Below are 17,239 nucleotides of genomic sequence, written 5' to 3' on the forward strand. Positions count from 1 at the left end.
TGCGGCTCGCGCGCCGCCCGCCGCGCCATCCACTCCCCGTCCCGCCACTCGTACCGTGAGCGCTCCACGATCGAGGCCGTCGCCGGCGGGCACTCGGTGCGCCGGGCCATCGGGTCGGCCCGCAGCCGGTGCCCGCCGTCGGGGCCCGCGACGTCGAACTTGTACAGCGCGCCCTCGCCGACCCCGGGCAGGAACAGCTCCCACACCCCGGAAGCGCCCAGCGAACGCATCGGCGCCGCCGTGCCGTCCCAGCAGTTGAAGTCGCCCGCCACCCGCACCCCCAGCGCGTTGGGCGCCCACACCGTGAACCGGGTGCCCGCGACGCCCTGGTGCGTCATGGGGTGCGCGCCCAGGGCCCGCCACAGCTCCTCGTGCCGGCCCTCCCGGATCAGATGCAGATCCAGCTCGCCCAGCGCCGGCCAGAACCGGTAGGCGTCGGCACCGCGCACCTCGTCCACCCCCGGCTCCGCCCCGTAGCGCACCACCAATTCGTAAGCGTCGGGCGCCGTCGGCAGCAGCGCGGAGAACAGCCCGTCCGCCTCGTGCGCCAGCTCGGCCCGCGTCCCCGGCGCGACGAGGGTCACGGCCCGCGCGAACGGCTTCAGCGCGCGGACGACGAACCCGCCGGGCACCGGATGCAGCCCGAGCAGCGCGTGCGGATCGTGGTGCTCACCGGCCACCAGCCGCGCCCGGTCCGGCCCGGGCAGCGGCGGCGGCCCCGGCACCTCCGCTCTGCGCCCGGCCGTCCGCGCGGCCGGGGCACGCGCCTCGTCCGGCGGGGGCGGGGCCGGCGCCGCGGTGGAGCCGGACGCCGGGCCGGCGGGCGCGGGGTCGCGGACGAAGGTGGCGGGAATCCGCGTCGATGGCTGCTCGGGGAACACGGGGCCTCCGGTTCGGGCACGGCGGGCTTCGGGTGGGAAGGGGGAGGGGCGTGCGGGACGCGGGCGCGCGGCGGGCAGGCGGGGCGGGGTCATCCGTCGTCGGGGGCGGCCAGGCGGCGGATCGCGGACATCGGAACGCCCAGCCACGCGGGCCGGTTGCGTGCCTCGTACAGCACCTCGTACACCGCCTTGTCCGTCTCGTAGGCGCGCAGCAGCACACCGTCGTCACGCGGGTCGGCGCCGCAGGCGGCGGCGTAACCGGCGCAGTACGCGGCCCGGTTCGCCGCCGCCCAGTGCCGCGCCCACGCGTCGGTGGGCCCGTGCCCGGGGCGGCAGGCCGCGTAGTCGAACGAGCGCAGCATCCCCGCGATGTCCCGGACCACCGGCTGGTGCGCCCGCCGTTCGGCCAGCGGACGGGCCGGCTCCCCCTCGAAGTCGATCAGCGTCCAGCGCTCCTCGTCCCCTCCGTCGTCCGCCGCGAGGACCTGCCCCAGGTGGAGATCGCCGTGCACGCGCTGCGCCGCGCGGACCCCGCCGGCGCGGCCCAGCTCGGCCAGCGCACGGAAGGAACGCAGCAGCCCCGCGCGGTACGGCCGCAGATCCGGTACGGCGGCGCAGGCGGCGTCCAGCCGCGACGCCATCTGCCGCGCCACGCGCTCCAGGCGCTCCCCGCCGAGGGTGGAGGTGGGCAGCGCCTCGGCGAGCCCCGTGTGCACCCGCGCCGTCGTGCGGCCCAGCGCCCGCGCGGCGGTGGTGAAGTCGCGCCGCTCGGTGAGGGCGCGCTGCGCCAGCTGCCAGCCGTCGGTCGTGCCGCCGAGGAACGGCTGGAGGACCCCCAGCGTCAACGTCCTGCCCTGCTCGGCCGCCCCCGCCGCCGGCACGCCTTCGTGGCTGTCCCGGCTGTCCCGGCCTTCCTGGTCCTCGTGGCCCGCCGGCCCCTCGCGGCCCGGCGGGACGGGCGCGACGGCCTCGAACCAGGCGGTGGGCGCGGGCACCTGCGCGTAGCCGTTCCGGGCCAGCGCCAGGGTCAGCTCCAGATCGGGGTTGATCCCCGCCTCGACGCGCCGGAACAGCTTCAGGATCGCGGAAGTGCCGTACACCACCGAGGAGTTGGACTGCTCCGAGGCCAGCGGACGCGCGGGCAGCCCGGTGGGGATGTCCGCGTCCGGCTCGCGGCAGAAGCGCAGCGGCCCCAGCCGGCCCGCCACCCGCAGCCGCTCCAGGAGCACCGCCGTCAGCCGCGGATCGTGCAGCGCCTCGTACACCGCGGTGCCCACCAGGGGGCCGCTCTCCGGACGGCCGATGAGGCAGGGCGCGAGCCGGGGCGGCAGCGCCTCCCGCACACCGAGGAGGAGTTGGTAGCAGTCGCCGCCCCGCGGGTGTCCGGCGCAGCCGGCCCGGTCCGGCTGCTGGGGGCGCACCAGCAGATGCAGCAGCCCCGGCAGTCGTGTCCGTCCGGCGCGGGCGGCCACGGGCCGGCAGGGCAGCAGCTCGGTGGCGGACACCAGGGAGAACCCGGTCAGCGGCCGGCCCTTGCCGGCGAACCAGCGCTGCCTCGGCAGCCAGGCCAGCAGGACCGGCGTGAGCGAACGCAACAGCGCCACACCGTTGGCCCCGGCCACCCCCGCGCCCGCGGACCGCTCGGGGAGTTCGAACGGGGGCGGCCCCTGTTCGGAGAGCTCGGGTGGGGGTGCCCCCTGCTCGGAGAGCTCGGGTGGGGGTGCCCCCTGCTCGGAGAGCTCGGGGGAGGGCAAGGAGCTGTCCGACATGGCGTCCTTTCCCCGGGCACACGAAAGGTACGCAGAGTGTCCCGGATGACGGTGTCTGTTGTCCGGGTGTGCGGGCCGTGTCGAAGGCATTCACCGCGATTGCGCCGCATTCCCGCCGCGGAAACGGCCCGCACTTTCTTCGCCGGATCTCCTTGCCCCGGCGGTCGTGCTATGCCCGGCGCAGACGGAACCAGTAGAAGCCGTGGCCGGCGAGCGTGAGCAGATACGGCAGCTCACCGATGGCGGGGAACCGTACGCCGCCGATCAGTTCCACCGGGGCGCGTCCGGCCCAGGCGCGCAGATCCAGCTCGGTGGGCTGCGGGAAACGCGAGAAATTGTGCACGCACATCACCACGTCGTCCCCGCCCTCCGGCAGTCGCATCTCCCGGAGAAAGGCAAGCACCGCCTGGTTGGAGGAGGAGAGTTCCTCGTAGGTGCCGAGGCCGAAGGCCGGGTTCTGTTTGCGGATTTCGATGACCCGGCGGGTCCAGTGCAGCAGCGAGCTGGGGGAACTCATCGCCGCCTCGACATTGGTGACCTGATAGCCGTGCACCGGGTCCATGATGGCCGGCAGGAAGAGCCGCCCCGGATCGCAGGAGGAGAATCCCGCGTTGCGGTCGGGTGTCCACTGCATCGGGGTGCGGACGGCGTCGCGGTCGCCGAGCCAGATGTTGTCGCCCATGCCGATCTCGTCGCCGTAGTAGAGGATCGGTGAACCGGGCAGGGACAGCAGCAGGGCCGTGAACAGTTCGATCTGTTTGCGGTCGTTGTCGAGCAGCGGGGCGAGCCGGCGGCGGATGCCGATGTTGGCCCGCATCCGCGGGTCCTTGGCGTACTCCGCGTACATGTAGTCGCGCTCCTCGTCGGTGACCATCTCCAGGGTCAGCTCGTCGTGGTTGCGCAGGAAGATGCCCCACTGGCAACCGGAGGGGATCTCCGGGGTCTTGGCGAGGATCTCGGAGACCGGGTAGCGGGATTCGCGGCGTACCGCCATGAAGATGCGCGGCATGACCGGGAAATGGAAGGCCATGTGGCATTCGTTGCCGCCCTTGGCGTAGTCGCCGAAGTAGTCGACGACGTCCTCCGGCCACTGGTTGGCCTCGGCGAGCAGCACGGTGTCCGGGTAGTTGGCGTCGATGATGCTGCGGACGCGCTGCAAAAAGGCGTGGGACTGCGGCAGGTTCTCGCAGTTCGTGCCCTCCTCGGCGTAGAGGTAGGGAACGGCGTCGAGCCGGAATCCGTCGATTCCCAGGTCCAGCCAGAACCGCAGTGCCGAGATCATCTCGTCCTGTACGACGGGGTTCTCGTAGTTGAGGTCGGGCTGGTGGGAGAAGAAGCGGTGCCAGTAGTACTGCTTGCGCACCGGGTCGAAGGTCCAGTTGGATACCTCGGTGTCGACGAAGATGATGCGGGCGTCCTGGTATTGCTTGTCGTCGTCGGCCCAGACGTAGTAGTCGCCGTACGGTCCTTCGGGGTCGGTCCTGGATTCCTGGAACCACGGGTGCTGGTCGCTGGTGTGGTTCATGACGAAGTCGATGATGACCCGCATGCCGCGCTGGTGCGCGGCGTCGACGAATTCCACGAAGTCGGCGATGTCCCCGAATTCGGGGAGTACCGAGGTGTAGTCGGCGACGTCGTATCCGCCGTCCTTGAGCGGGGACTTGAAGAACGGGGGGAGCCACAGACAGTCCACCCCGAGCCATTGCAGATAGTCCAGCCGGGCGGTGAGACCTTTCAGGTCGCCGATGCCGTCCCCGTCGCTGTCCTGGAACGAGCGGACGAGCACTTCGTAGAAGACCGCGCGCTTGAACCACTCCGGGTCGCGGTCCTTGGCGGGGGTGTCCTCGAAGGTGTCGGGGACGGGGTCATTGACGGTCATGAGCGGGTGACCCTCCGGTCTGTGAGGACGGTCGCAGGGTGAGGATGTGGGCCGGAGCGGGAGAGTCACCTCCCGGCTCCAGGCGCACATAGTTGTCCCTGCCCCAGTGGTAGGTCGCTCCGGTGAGCTCGTCGCGCACCGGGAAGGACTCGGCGCCGCTCATCTGAGCGGCACTCAGTCCGGATGCTTCGAATTGCGTCATGTCCAACGACACCGTGGCCTCGTGGGTGTGGTGGGGATCGAGGTTCACCACGACCAGCACGGCGTCCGCCCACGGGTGGGTGCTGTGCTTGGAGAAGGCCAGCACGTGCTCGTTGTCCGTCCGGTGGAAGTGCAGGTCACGCAGCTGCTGGAGCGCCGGGTGGTCGCGGCGCAGCGCGTTGAGCGCGCTGATCAGCCCGGTGATCGAGCGGCCCTCGCGCTCGGCCGCCGCCCAGTCGCGCGGACGCAGCTCGAACTTCTCGGAGGAGAGGTACTCCTCGCTGCCCTCGTGGAGCGGGACGTTCTCGCACAGCTCGTAGCCCGCGTACATGCCCCAGGAGGGGGAGAGGGTGGCGGCGAGCACGGCGCGCAGTTCGAAGGCGGGGCGTCCGCCGTCCTGGAGGAAGGCGTGCAGGATGTCGGGGGTGTTCACAAAGAAGTTCGGACGCATGTACGCGGCTGCCTCGCCGGTCAGCTCGCGCAGATAGTCCGTCAGCTCCTGCTTGGTCGTGCGCCAGGTGAAGTAGGTGTACGACTGCTGGAAGCCGATGCGGGCGAGGGTGTGCAGCATCGCGGGGCGGGTGAACGCCTCGGCCAGGAAGATCACATCGGGGTCGGTGCGGTTGATGTCCGTGAGGACCCGCTCCCAGAACGCCACCGGCTTGGTGTGCGGGTTGTCCACCCGGAAGATCCGCACGCCCTGGCGCATCCAGAAGCGCAGCAGCCGCAGCGTCTCGCGGACGATCTCCCGGTAGGCGCCGGGGTCGCCGTCGAAGCACAGCGGATAGATGTCCTGGTACTTCTTCGGCGGGTTCTCGGCGTAGGCGATGGAGCCGTCGGCGCGGTGCGCGAACCAGTCCGGGTGTTCCTTGACCCAGGGGTGGTCGGGCGAGCACTGGAGGGCGAAGTCGAGCGCCACCTCCATGCCCAGGGCGCGGGCCCGGGAGACGAAGTGGCCGAAGTCCTCCAGGGTGCCCAGGTCGGGGTGGACGGTGTCGTGCCCGCCGGCGGCCGAGCCGATGGCCCAGGGGGAGCCGACATCGTGCTCGCCGGCGCTGAGGCTGTTGTCGGGGCCCTTGCGGAAGGCGTCGCCGATGGGGTGCACCGGCGGCAGATAGACCACGTCGAAGCCCATGGCGGCCACCGCGTCCAGCCGTTCGGCCGCCGTGCGCAGGGTGCCGCTGACCGGTGGCTGTCCCTCCTCGACGACGGCACCCTCCGAGCGGGGGAACAGCTCGTACCAGGAGCCGAACAGGGCCCTGCGGCGCTCGACTTGGAGGGTGAGGGGGCGGGTGGTGGTCACCAGGTCGCGCAGCGGGTGGCGGGCGAGAACGGCGGTGGCCTCGGGGGAGAGCGCCGCCGCCAGCCGGTCGGCGTCGGGGAGCTGGGGGTCGCGCAGGGTCGCGGCGATGTCCCGGATCACCTCCCGGCCGTCCCTCTTCGGTACGGCCGCGGCCCAGCGTTCGTGCAGCGCGGCGCCCTCGGCGAGCGTCAGTTCGGTGTCGAGTCCGGCCGGGATCTTCACCCGGGCCTGCTGCCGCCAGGTGGTCACCGGGTCGCTCCACGCCTCGACGGCGTAGCTCCAGCGGCCCTCGGCGTCCGGGGTGACCCGGGCCGCCCAGCGGTCGGTGCCGGGTTCGATCTCGTGCATCGGGGTCCAGGGGGCGCCGCGTCCGGCCGGTCCGCGCAGGACGACATTGGCCCCGATGGCCTCGTGCCCCTCCCGGAAGATCGTCGCCGAGATCTCGAAGGTCTCCTGCGCGACGGCTTTGGCGGGACGGGTGCCGCAGTCGACGAGCGGGCGCACGTCGAGCACGGGAATTCGACCGATCATGGGCTCACCTAGGGGCATAACGGGAGATAACGGACTCTGCGTACTTTGTAGCCGTTCCGTGGAGGGCTTCCGGGGCGGGGGCCTGAGCGCTCCTGGCCGCGTTCACCCGTGTGGTGGGGACCCGGTTCGGATGCGAGTTCACCGAACAGTTCTCGGCGCCGCGTGCGGGCGGACCGTCGCCGTGCGGACTGTGCGAACCGTGGGTACGGGGCGCCCGGTAGGCGGGGCCACCGCGCGGAGGTAGGAGCCCGCGTGGTCCCTCAAGTGGCGGGCCACGGCGCGGAGTTGGCCGGATACCGGCGTGGTGCGCGGGGCGCGGGGAGGCTTCCGGGCGGGAGCGGGCACCGGGTGGCGCGGGCGGGCGCGCGTGGGGGGCGCTCGGGCGCGGGGGCGTGCCGGTGCCGGTCGGCAATCGTGCGGTGCGGGCCGGTCGACGACGGTGCGGCGCGGGCCGGTTGGGGTCGGCGTGGGGGCCGACCGAGGCCGGTGTGGGAGGCCGACGAAGGGCGGGGGCGGGCGCCGGTGGACGACGGGAGTGGTCAAGGCGGCGGAGGGTGCGAGGGGCGGCGAAGGGCGGCGGTGGACGGCGAGGGATGGTGAGGGACGGCGAGGGGCGGGGAGGTGCGGCGGAGGGCGGTGAGGGAGGGGGGACGGTGGTGAGGGTGGTGAGGGTGGTGAGGGGCACGGCGAAGGACCCCGCCCCCGCGAGCGGGGACGGGGTCCGGGGCGGGCCGGGGTGAGCCGGTCAGCCCTTGACGTTCACGGCCGTCCAGGCGGCCTCGACCGCCTTCGTCTCGGCGCTGTCGGCGCCGTACAGGTCGGTGGCCGCGGTGACCGTCGCACGGCGTGCGTCGGCGTAGTCGGTCGTCGATGTCATCTGTTCGGTGAGGGCCTTGAACCAGATCTTCTCGGCCTTGTCGATGCCGATGCCCTCCAGCTTCGAGCCGTCCTTCGTCGGCGAGTTGTACTGCACGCCGTTCACCTCGCGCTCCCCGCTGCCCACCGACAGCAGGAAGAAGAAGTGGTTGGCGATGCCGGAGGAGTTGTGGACGTCGACGTTGCCCGCGTCGGTGTCCCAGTAGTCCAGCGACTTGCCGTCCTTGCTCGGCTCGTCCATGTAGCGCAGCGGCTTGCCGTCGCCCCGGATGTCGATCTTCTCACCGACGAGGTAGTCCGGGGTGTCCTCCGGGCTGTCGGCGTGGAACTCGACGCCTGCCGCGAAGATGTCGGAGGTCGCCTCGTTCAGGCCGCCGGACTCGCCGGAGTAGATGAGGTTCGCCGTCGTCGAGGTGACGCCGTGCGACATCTCGTGGGCGGTGATGTCCACCGCCGTGAGCGGCCTGCTGTTCTCCAGACCGTCGCCGTAGCTGATGCAGAAGCAGGAGTCGTCCCAGAACGCGTTGGCGTAGTTGTTGCCGTAGTGGACCTTGCTCAGCGCGCCCTTGCCGTCGCCGGCGATGCCCTCGCGGCCGTGGACCTCCTTGTAGTAGTCCCAGGTCTGGGCCGAGCCGTAGTGCGCGTCGACGCCCGCGGTCGCCGGGTCCTTGATCGTGCCGTCGCCCCAGACGTCGTCCTCGTCGGTGAAGGGCTTGCCCTCGCCGCTGGTGGCGCCGTCGAGGTTGGTGGTGTGGTTTCCGCCGCGGCTGTCGTCCTTCAGCGTGTACTTGCCGTCGGAGCCGGAGGTGTTGATCTCCACCTTGCCGCTGTACTGGCTGTTGCCGGTGCCCTCCTTGATGCCCTGGAACGACAGCAGCTTCTTGCCGGTGGCGGCGTCGGTGATGACGTGCAGCCGGTTGGGGGCGCCGCTGCGCTGGGTGCCGCCGGTGACCGTCTCCCAGGCGAGCCGGGGTGTGCCTTGCACGGCCCAGACGACCTTGCGGGGGGCCTTGCTGCCCGCGGCCTTCGGGGTGGCCGGCTTGTGCGCGGCGGGTGCGCTGTCGGCGCCTGCGGTGTCCACGGCGATCTTCGCCTTGGAGGCCCAGGTGGTGCCGGTGCGCTTGCCGGCCGGTGACTTGTGGACGACGAGGTCGCCGCCGAGCACCGGCAGGCCGGCGTAGGTGCGTTCGTAACGGACGTGTGTGGAGCCGTTCTTGTTCTTGATGACGTCCTTGACGTGCAGCTTCTCCTGGGAGCCGAGGCCGAGGGCCCTGGCGTCGGCCGTCGTGGCGGACGCGCTGCCGGCCCTCTCGACCAGCCGGGTGTGCTGATCGGCCGTCAGCTGCGCGGGCTGGGCGCCGTCGGTCGCGGCGGGTCCGCCGGGGGCCGCGCCCGCCGTTCCCGCGGTGACGCCCGCCGCGAGCAGCGCCGCTGTGGCGGCGAGGGCGGACATCCGCTGTTTCCTGGTGAGGGGACTCACTTCGCAGGACTCCTTCTGCCGTGGGGACCGGGCGGCGTCGAGGTGGCCGCCCGGGCAGAACGCAGGGCGTGACCGTGGCGTGGGTGTGCCAGGTGCATGCCGTGCAACGGCAGATTGCCAGGAGTGGCGCGAACATGTCACCGGGTAGGAAGCGCCGCGTGGCCGGATTCCGTCCGTTGTGACGAAATCCCGTGTCGCATATCGGACGTTCGTGCGCCGCGTCGCACAGGAACTCGGGGCGTCCGGGCCCGGATCCGGTGCGGCGCGGCCCGGGCCCGGCGCCGGTCACGGCCGGTGCGGATAGACGGTGTCGAGCAGGGCGCGGACGAAGCGTTCCGGGTCGTCCAGGCCGGAGGCCGCCAGGGTGGCGGGGCCCGCGGAGAGCAGATGCGGGAGCGCGGCGTGCAGGGCGAGCGTGACGACCGCGGCGCGCTCGGCGGTGGCCGGCAGCCCGGCGGCGCGCTGGGCCTGCTCGAACGCCGGGAAGTCCGCCGCCGCCACGGGGTCGAGCACGGCCGACAGCCATGGTCTGCGGGACGACTCGGCCTGGAGTTCCTGGTAGGCCAGCAGCCGGTCGCGTCCCGGCCCGGCGGCGTCGTGCAGCAGACCGGCGAGGAAGGCGGTCAGCTGGGCGCGGTCGCGCGGCGGCCGTCGGGCGGCGAGGCGTTCCCCGGCCGCCCGGTACAGCTCGACGCACCGCTCGGCCACCGCGCGCAGCAGTGCCTCCCGGCTCGGGAAGTAGTTCTTGGCCGTGCCGGAGGGGACGCGGGCGGCCTCGTCCACCGCGCGGTGGGTCAGTCCGCGGCTGCCCGAGCCCGCCAGCACCTCGATGGCGGCGTCCCGCAGCAGGTCACGGCGGTCGGCGGGCATGGGGCCGCTCCTCGTCAAGTCCGTTGCCGTACAGGTGCGTTGGCCACCGTACCCCAGGTGTGGTACCACAGGTGTGGTGGTCGCTGACGGTGCGGCCACCCTCGCACCGGGGAGGCCCGTATGTCCCGCACGCCCTCGTCCCGTACCGCTCGGCGCCGCACTTCCCGCCCGCCGCGCCCGTCGCCCGCGCCGCGCACCGGTGGCCCGGCACCGGCCGGCCGGTCCGCGCTCGTCGTCGGAGCCGGCGTTGCCGGGCTCGCCACCGCGCTCGGGCTGCGGCACGCCGGCTGGCAGGTCACCGTCCTCGAACGGCGGGCCGAACCGGACCGGTACGGCACCGCGTTCGGCCTCCACCCCTCGGCGCAGTCCGCGCTGGAACGGCTCGACCCGGCCGTCGCCGACGCGGTGCACCGGCAGGCCCTGCCCTACCGCGACGCCCACATCCGCAGACCCGACGGGACGGTGCTCGCCCGGCTGCCGCTGGAACGCATCGAACGCCGGGCCGGCCGGCCCGAACTGCTCGTCTCCCGGCCCCGGCTGATCGACGCACTGCTCGACGGGCTCGCCGCGGCAGGCGTCGCCGTCGCGCACGGACACCCGCTGGAGCCCGGCGCGGCCGACGGCCACGCTCTGCTCGTCGGCGCCGACGGGATCGGCAGCGCCGTGAGGCGGGCCCGCTTCGGTGAGCGCGGCAGCGTGCGCCGGGTGGGCACCGTCGCCTGGATCGGCACCGCCGAGGTGGAGACCGGGGTGTACGGCGAAACCTGGGGCGCCGGGCGGTTCTTCGGCATGACACCCGTCGAGCCGGGCCGGACCAACTGGTACGCGACCGTGCCGGTTTCCGACGGTGCCGCGGACGCCGAGCGCGCGGCGGGGGCGGGTGTGGGGCACGCCGAATCTGCTGTGGGCGTCGGGGCTGCTGCCTCCCCGCCCACGACCTGCCCGGCACCCGCAACAGGCGCGGCACGCGCAGCGGACCCGGCACCGGCGGCAGGCGCGACACCCGCCGCCGAGGGTCCGCGTGTGCTGCGGGCGCTGTTCGACGGGTGGCACGCGCCGGTGCGGCAGGCGCTCGACCACACCGACCCGGACACCTGCGTCCGGTACGAGATGCGGCATCTGCACCCGGCGCTGCCGTCCTTCGTGGACGGCGGCGGCCCCGGGCCCGCCGCCGCGCTCGTCGGCGACGCGGCGCACGCCATGACGCCCAACCTCGGGCAGGGCGCCTGCCAGGCCCTCCTCGACGCCGAGGCCCTCACCCGCGCACTGGCCCGGCACCCCGGCGAACCGTCCCGCGCCCTGCGCGCCTACGACGCCGAACGCCGCCGCCCCGCACAGCGCGTGGCCCTCGCCTCCCGCACCCTGCACCGCGTCATGTCGACCCGGCACACCGGGCCGCGCGACGCCGTGCTGCGGCTGCTGCCCTGAGGCGCCCGTGCCCGGCGTCCCGGTGGCGTCCCGGGGGTGTCCCGGGGGCGTCCGCCGACCCGGCCGGTGCGCCGCCGCCCCGGACGGGGGTCACGCGCCGGACAGCGACCGGGAGAGGCTGTCGCGCCAGGCGCGGTCGAGACGGGCGAAACGGCCGTCCGCCGCGACCAGTTCGGCGGGCGGGCCGTCCTCGACGACACGGCCGTCCGCCATCACCAGCACCCGGTCGGCGATCTCCACCGTGGACAGCCGGTGCGCGATGACGACCGCGGTACGGCCGCGCAGCACCGTCGCCATCGCCGCCTGCACCGCCCGCTCGCCCGGCACGTCCAGCGAGGACGTGGCCTCGTCCAGGATCAGCACGGCCGGATCGGCCAGCAGCGCACGGGCGAAGGAGACCAACTGGCGCTGGCCCGCGGAGATCCGTCCGCCGCGCTTGCGCACATCCGTGTCGTAGCCGTCGGGCAGCGCGGCGATGAAGTCGTGCGCGCCGATGGCCTTCGCCGCCGCCTCCACCTCGGCACGGGACGCGTCCGGGCGCCCCAGCGCGATGTTGTCGGCGACGGTGCCGGAGAACAGGAACGCCTCCTGCGTCACCATGACGACGGCACGCCGCAGCTCGGCCGCCTCCAGCTCGCGCAGGTCGGTGCCGTCCAGCAGGACCCGCCCGGCGGACGGATCGTAGAACCGGGCCAGCAGCTTGGCCAGCGTCGACTTCCCGGCGCCCGTCGCGCCCACCACCGCCACCGTCTGCCCGGCCGGCACCGTCAGATCGAAGCGGGGCAGCACCTCGCCTCCCGTCCGGTAACCGAAGGACACCGCCTCGAACACCGCCTCCCGCCCCGGCGGCCCACCCCCACGCGACGGCAGCGGACGCGGCCGCACCGGCTCCGGCACCGACGGCTCCTGGGCCAGCAGCCCCGCGATCTTCTCCAGCGAAGCCGCAGCCGCCTGGTACGAGTTGAGGAACATGCCCAGCCGGTCGATCGGGTCGTACAGCCGGCGCAGATACAGCGCGGCGGCCGCCAGCACACCCAGCTCCAGCCCGCCGGACGCCACCCGCAGCGCACCCCACACGACGAGCGCCGCCACCGCGACGTTCGCCACCCCGCGCGCGAGCACCACATAGCGGGCCATCTCCAGCAGGCCGTCCCCGTTGGTGCGCCGGTGCCGGCCGTTCAGCTCCGCGAACCGGGCGTCGTTGGCCCGCTCACGACGGAACGTCTGCACCGGCCGGATACCGTTCATCGTCTCCGCGAACGCGACGACGACCCGCGCCATGGCCGTCGACCTTCTCCGGTGCACCCGCAGCACCCGCCGCCGGTAGTTGCGCACCAGCAGCCCCAGCGGCACGAACGACGCCACCGCGGCCGCGCCCAGGCCCACGTCCAGCCACAGCAGCGTCACCAGGATGTAGACGGTGGACAGCACGACGGTGAGCAGCTCCTGGAGCCCCTTGTCGAGCAGTTCGCGCAGCGACTCGACGTCCGTGGTGGCACGGGAGACGAGACGCCCGGAGGTGTAGCGGTCGTGGAAGTCGACATCCAGCCGCTGCGCGTGGCGCTGGATACGGGCGCGCAGCTCCAGCAGCGCACGCTGGGTGACCCGCGCGGCGGCGAGCACGAAACCGTGCTGGAACCAGCCGGCCGCCAGGGCACACAGCAGATAGCCGGCGGCCACGGCGACCAGCGGACCGTACCCGCCGTCGCGCAGCGCCGGCAGCGCCCGGTCCAGCGCGAACGCGACCAGCAGCGGCCCCGCCTGCACCGCCGCCTGCTGGAGGCACAGCAGCAGCGCGGCGAGCGCCACGCCCCGGCGGCGGGGGCGCAGCAGCGTCGCCAGGAGCCTGCGGGAGGCGCCCTTCGGCGTGGGCAGCACGTCGTCGGCGAAGGGGTCGGGGGCACCTGTGCCCTCCGGCCCCCCAGGGCTCGTGCTCTGCGGTACGTCGGCGCTCGCGCCCTGCGGGGCGTCCGTGCTTCCGCCCTGCGAGGTGTCCATGCTTCTGCGCTGCGGGGCGTTCGTGCTTCCGCCCTGCGGGGCCCCCGCGCCCGTGTTCTGCCCGCTGTCGGTACCCGTTTCTCCCGGTCCTTCTGCGGGTGCTCCGCCTGTTGTCCGGGCTCTTGTTCGGCCTGCTGCTCCGCCCGTGCCGTCCGTGCTGTCCGTGGTGTCCGTGCTGTCGGTTCCGTGTGCGCCACCTGTGCCGTTCGTCGCGGCCGTGCCGTCCGTCCCGGCTGCGGTGCCCGACATCAGGGTGCGGTAGCGAGGGTCGGTGCGGAGGAGTTCGTCGTGTGTGCCGACCGCGGTGATGCGGCCGTCGGACAGGAGGGCCACCCGGTCCGCCAGCTGTACCGTCGACGGGCGGTGGGCGACCACGAGCGCGGTGGTGGAGGCCAGCACCTCGCGCAGCGCGGCCTCCACGGCGGCCTCGGTGTGCACATCGAGCGCCGAGAGCGGATCGTCCAGGACGAGGAAGCGCGGCCGGCCCACCACCGCGCGGGCCAGCGCGAGCCGTTGACGCTGGCCGCCGGAGAGACTGAGCCCCTGCTCGCCGACCTGGGTGCCCGCCCCGTGCGGCAGCGCGGCGACGAAGCCGTCCGCGCGCGCGACGCGCAACGCCCGCTCCAGCGCGCCCGGTTCGGCGCCGTCCGCCCCGTCCGGGTGCCCCATCAGCACGTTCTCCCGCACGGTGGTCGAGAAGAGCGTCGGCTCCTCGAAGGCGACGGCCACCGCGGTGCGCAGCTGCTCGCGCGGCAGCTCCGCCACGTCGACGCCGTCCAGCAGGATGCGTCCCGCCGTGACCTCGTGCAGCCTCGGCACGAGTGCGGTCAGTGTCGTCTTGCCGCTGCCGGTCGCGCCGACCAGCGCCATCGTCTCGCCGGGGCGTATGTGCAGGTCGACGCCGTCGAGCACGGGCGGCTCCCCGGGCGGGCCGCCGGGGTACCGGAAGACGACCCCCTCGAAGCGGAGGCCGGACCGGGCGGGGGCGTCGGGTGCTCGTGGGGCGTCGGGTGTGCCGGGCGTGCCGGGTGTGCGGGGCGGCGCGCCGGGTGCGGCCGGTGTGCCGGGCGTGGTCGGTGCGGTCGGCCCGGTGTCGGGTGGGACGGGGGCGGCCATGACGTCGAAGAAGCGGTCCGTCGCGGTGGCGGCCTCGTTGCTGAGGGCCAGCAGAAAGCCGATCGACTCGACGGGCCAGCGCAGGGCCAGCGCCGTCGACAGGAACGCCACCAGCGTGCCCGCGGACAGCGCGCCGTCGGCGACCTGTACCGTGCCGAGCACCAGGGCCGCACCCAGCGCGATCTCCGGCAGTGTGGTGATGAGCGCCCACAGCCTCGCCAGCAGCCGTGCCTTGTGCAGTTCGGTGTCCAGCAGCCGCTCGGAGAGCGCACGGAAGGCCCGCGCCTGGCTGCGGTGCCGCCCGAAGCCCTTGATGACGCGGATGCCGAGCAGCGACTCCTCGATGACGGTGGTCAGATCGCCCAGCTGGTCCTGGGCCCGGCGCGCCGCGAGCGCGTAGCGCGCCTCGAACACGGAGCACAGCACGACCAGCGGCACGACCGGCGCCAGCAGCACCAGCCCGAGCGTCCACTTCTGCACGAGCAGGATGACGCAACCCACCAGCACCGTCGCCCCGTTGACGAACAGGAACGTCAGCGGGAAGGCGAAGAAGATGCGCAGCAGTTGCAGGTCCGTGGTGGCGCGGGAGAGCAGCTGCCCGCCCGCCCAGCGGTCGTGGAAAGCGACCGGCAGCCGCTGGAGCCGTCCGAAGAGCGCCGCGCGCATCGCCGCCTCCACACCGGCCAGGGGGCGGGCCACCAGCCACCGCCGCAGGCCGAACAGCCCGGCCTCGGCGAGCCCCACGGCCAGCAGCAGCGCCCCACCCCACCACACCCCGGCACCGCCGCCGTGCGCGACCGGGCCGTCGACGATCCACTTCAGGATCAACGGGACGACCAGACCCGTGCACGAGGCGATCACGGCTACCGCCGCGGCCGTGCCCAGCCGGGCCCGCACCGGCCGGACATAAGGCCACAGCCGGAGGAGCGAACGCACCGTCGAACGCGGCTCGTCCGGTACCGAGGCCGAGCGCTCGGCGCCGCTGCTCGCCTCGGGGGCGTTCATTGCCTGGGCAGTCACCTCTGCCGGGGCGGTGTCTTTTGCCCGGGCGGTGACCTCTGCCTGGGCCGTGTTCTCTGCCTGGGCGGTGATCTCTGCCTGGGCGGTGTTCTCTGCGTGGGCCGTGCCTTCTGCCCTGGTCGGGGGTGCGGCTACGGCCGGGTGCTTGGGCCCGGGCGGGGGCTCGTGCGCGTCCGAAGGCCGGGGTGTCGGGGGGCGGTTCGGGTCCGGGGCGGGGTGGTCGGAGTCCTGGGCTGCTCGTCGGTGACCCACCGCGCGAGCGTACGGGCGGCGGCCCGGTGTGTTCAGCTGCTTTTCCCGTCCCGGACCGGTTTCGCGCCATGGGACTCCGGCGCGCTGCCGCCGGTGGCGGGGCCGTTGGCGGGTCCGTTGGTGCGGTGTGCGCACCGGCCGCCGGGTTCGTCGGTTGGAGAGCCGTCGGCCGCAGCGGTGCCCCCGCCGGATGCGGTGGAGCGGGTGGTGACGGCCCGTAGATTGCGGACGGCCGGTACACACAACAGAGCGCAGCTGACGGCCAGTGCCATCGCGCCACCGACCAGCAGCACCGTACGGCCGCCGAGCAGCCCGGCGGCGGGTCCTGCCAGCGCCTGGCCGACGGGCGTCATCGCGATCGAGCCGGCCACCTCGTAGGCGTGCAGCCGGTTGAGGATCGGCCCGGGCACCTGCGTCTGCACGCTCGTGGACCACATCACGCCCCAGAAACCCATGCCGATGCCGGAGACGGCGGCACCGGCCATCATCGTCGACAGGGGAAGCCCCGCACCGACGGCGGCGGGGAAGCAGAAGCAGCCGAGCAGCGCGACGGAACCCGCGCGCAGTTGATGAACGGGCCGGTAGCGGAGCGCGAAGAGCCCGCCGAGCGCTGTGCCCGCACCGAGTGCGGAGTTCACCAGTCCGTAGGCCCCCGGCCCGTCGGCCGGGATGATCTCGGAGGCCGTCAGCGGTACGAGCGGCCCCCAGGAGGTGATCATGAAGACCATCCAGACGACGATGACGCCCCACATCCAGCTACGGGCCTTGAACTCGCGCCAGCCCTCGACGAGATCGGCCCGGTAACCGGGGCGCGTGGCGGGGCGCACGGCAGGTACCGGAAGCCGGAGCAGGGCCAGACAGAGGGCGCTGATCGCGTACGTCGCGCCGTGTGCGGCGAAGACCCCGCCGGCGGAGAACTGTGCGACGAGGAGCCCCGCAACCGCCGGGCCCAGCAGCATGGCCAGCGACTCGGCGGTCCGGATGATGCCGTTGGCGCCCTGCACATCGCGGGCTATGCGGGGGATGGTCCCTGCTACGCCGGGCTGGAACATACCGGCGGCGAGGCCGTTGACCGCTCCGATGGCACACACATGCCACAACTCGACGCCGCCGGAGGCGAACAGCACGGCCAGCGCGCTCTGGGTGACGAGCCGGACGAGGTCGGCGCCGATCATCAGCGCGCGGGTGTTCAGCCGGTCGCAGAAGACGCCGCCGAAGATGACGAAGCCCGCGAAGCACACGGTGAACGAGGCGAGGGCGGCACCGATGGCACCGGGGCCGTGGCCCAGCTGGATGAGGCCGGCGGAGAGTGCGATCGGCAGCATCGCGTCGCCGAGCTTGGCGACGGCGCGGGCGGTGAAGAAGGAGAGGAAGTTGCGGGAGCGGAGGGTGTCGGGGGCCGGGGCGTCGTCGGGGCCTTGTGTTTTGGCGGGGGAAGAGCCCTGTCCTCCGGCGGGGGAGGGGCCTTGCCCTTCGGTGGGGGAGGAACCGGGGTTTTCGGACGGGGAGTTGGGGGTGGTGCGGGGAGGGGTCACGTCCGGTCAGTCTGGAGGAAAGGTCTGGACCGGGCCAAGGGGATTACCGGGGGGAGGGGTGACGGGGTGGGTGGGGGCGCGCGCGAGGTCCAACGATGGG

The 17,239-nt window shown here is 73.4% G+C and carries 9 protein-coding genes and 1 pseudogene; 1 reads left to right on the forward strand and 9 read right to left on the reverse strand.

The annotated features are described in order from the left end of the window. The 6 genes from SCA03_RS31420 to SCA03_RS31445 form a co-directional block, all read right to left on the reverse strand. The coding region (locus SCA03_RS31420; RefSeq protein WP_443098239.1) for a GlgB N-terminal domain-containing protein at positions 1–881 on the reverse strand (881 nt) is incomplete at its 3' end. An 89-nt stretch (positions 882–970) separates the two neighbouring features. Beyond that, positions 971–2,650: a maltokinase N-terminal cap-like domain-containing protein gene (locus tag SCA03_RS31425; RefSeq protein WP_159788685.1), complete on the reverse strand. Its 1,680-nt coding sequence runs from the start codon at positions 2,648–2,650 to the stop codon at positions 971–973. Between the two features lie 169 nt (positions 2,651–2,819). Then, on the reverse strand, positions 2,820–4,529 hold the full coding sequence (gene treS / locus SCA03_RS31430) for a maltose alpha-D-glucosyltransferase (protein ID WP_086817552.1): 1,710 nt from the start codon (positions 4,527–4,529) through the stop codon (positions 2,820–2,822). Next, on the reverse strand, positions 4,516–6,564 hold the full coding sequence (locus SCA03_RS31435) for an alpha-1,4-glucan--maltose-1-phosphate maltosyltransferase (protein WP_141275786.1): 2,049 nt from the start codon (positions 6,562–6,564) through the stop codon (positions 4,516–4,518). The genes treS and SCA03_RS31435 overlap by 14 nt, the downstream gene beginning before the upstream one ends. Before the next feature lie 745 nt (positions 6,565–7,309). Continuing rightward, a complete protein-coding gene (locus SCA03_RS31440) occupies positions 7,310–8,920 on the reverse strand; it encodes a M4 family metallopeptidase (protein ID WP_030891832.1) in 1,611 nt (536 codons plus the stop codon). A gap of 285 nt (positions 8,921–9,205) precedes the next feature. Next, positions 9,206–9,790, reverse strand: coding sequence for a TetR/AcrR family transcriptional regulator (locus SCA03_RS31445; protein ID WP_030885646.1), 585 nt, complete (start codon positions 9,788–9,790; stop codon positions 9,206–9,208). A gap of 120 nt (positions 9,791–9,910) precedes the next feature. Between SCA03_RS31445 and SCA03_RS31450 the strand changes: the two genes are divergently transcribed. Further along, on the forward strand, positions 9,911–11,218 hold the full coding sequence (locus tag SCA03_RS31450) for an FAD-dependent oxidoreductase (RefSeq protein WP_086817008.1): 1,308 nt from the start codon (positions 9,911–9,913) through the stop codon (positions 11,216–11,218). Positions 11,219–11,308: 90 nt separating this feature from the next. Here the strand turns inward: SCA03_RS31450 and SCA03_RS31455 are convergent, their stop codons facing one another. The 3 genes and pseudogenes from SCA03_RS31455 to SCA03_RS31465 all read right to left on the reverse strand — a co-directional run bounded on the left by SCA03_RS31455 (position 11,309) and on the right by SCA03_RS31465 (position 17,139). Beyond that, on the reverse strand, positions 11,309–13,216 hold the full coding sequence (locus SCA03_RS31455) for an ABC transporter ATP-binding protein (protein ID WP_086817010.1): 1,908 nt from the start codon (positions 13,214–13,216) through the stop codon (positions 11,309–11,311). A gap of 462 nt (positions 13,217–13,678) precedes the next feature. After that, positions 13,679–15,337, reverse strand: a pseudogene (locus SCA03_RS36600) (ABC transporter ATP-binding protein); the annotation flags it as partial. Positions 15,338–15,636: 299 nt separating this feature from the next. Then, entirely contained in the window at positions 15,637–17,139 is a 1,503-nt protein-coding gene (locus SCA03_RS31465) for an MFS transporter (RefSeq protein WP_141275787.1), read from the reverse strand. Positions 17,140–17,239 lie beyond the last annotated feature (100 nt).

The sequence above is a fragment of the Streptomyces cacaoi genome (assembly GCF_006539165.1).
Lineage (GTDB): Bacteria > Actinomycetota > Actinomycetes > Streptomycetales > Streptomycetaceae > Streptomyces > Streptomyces cacaoi.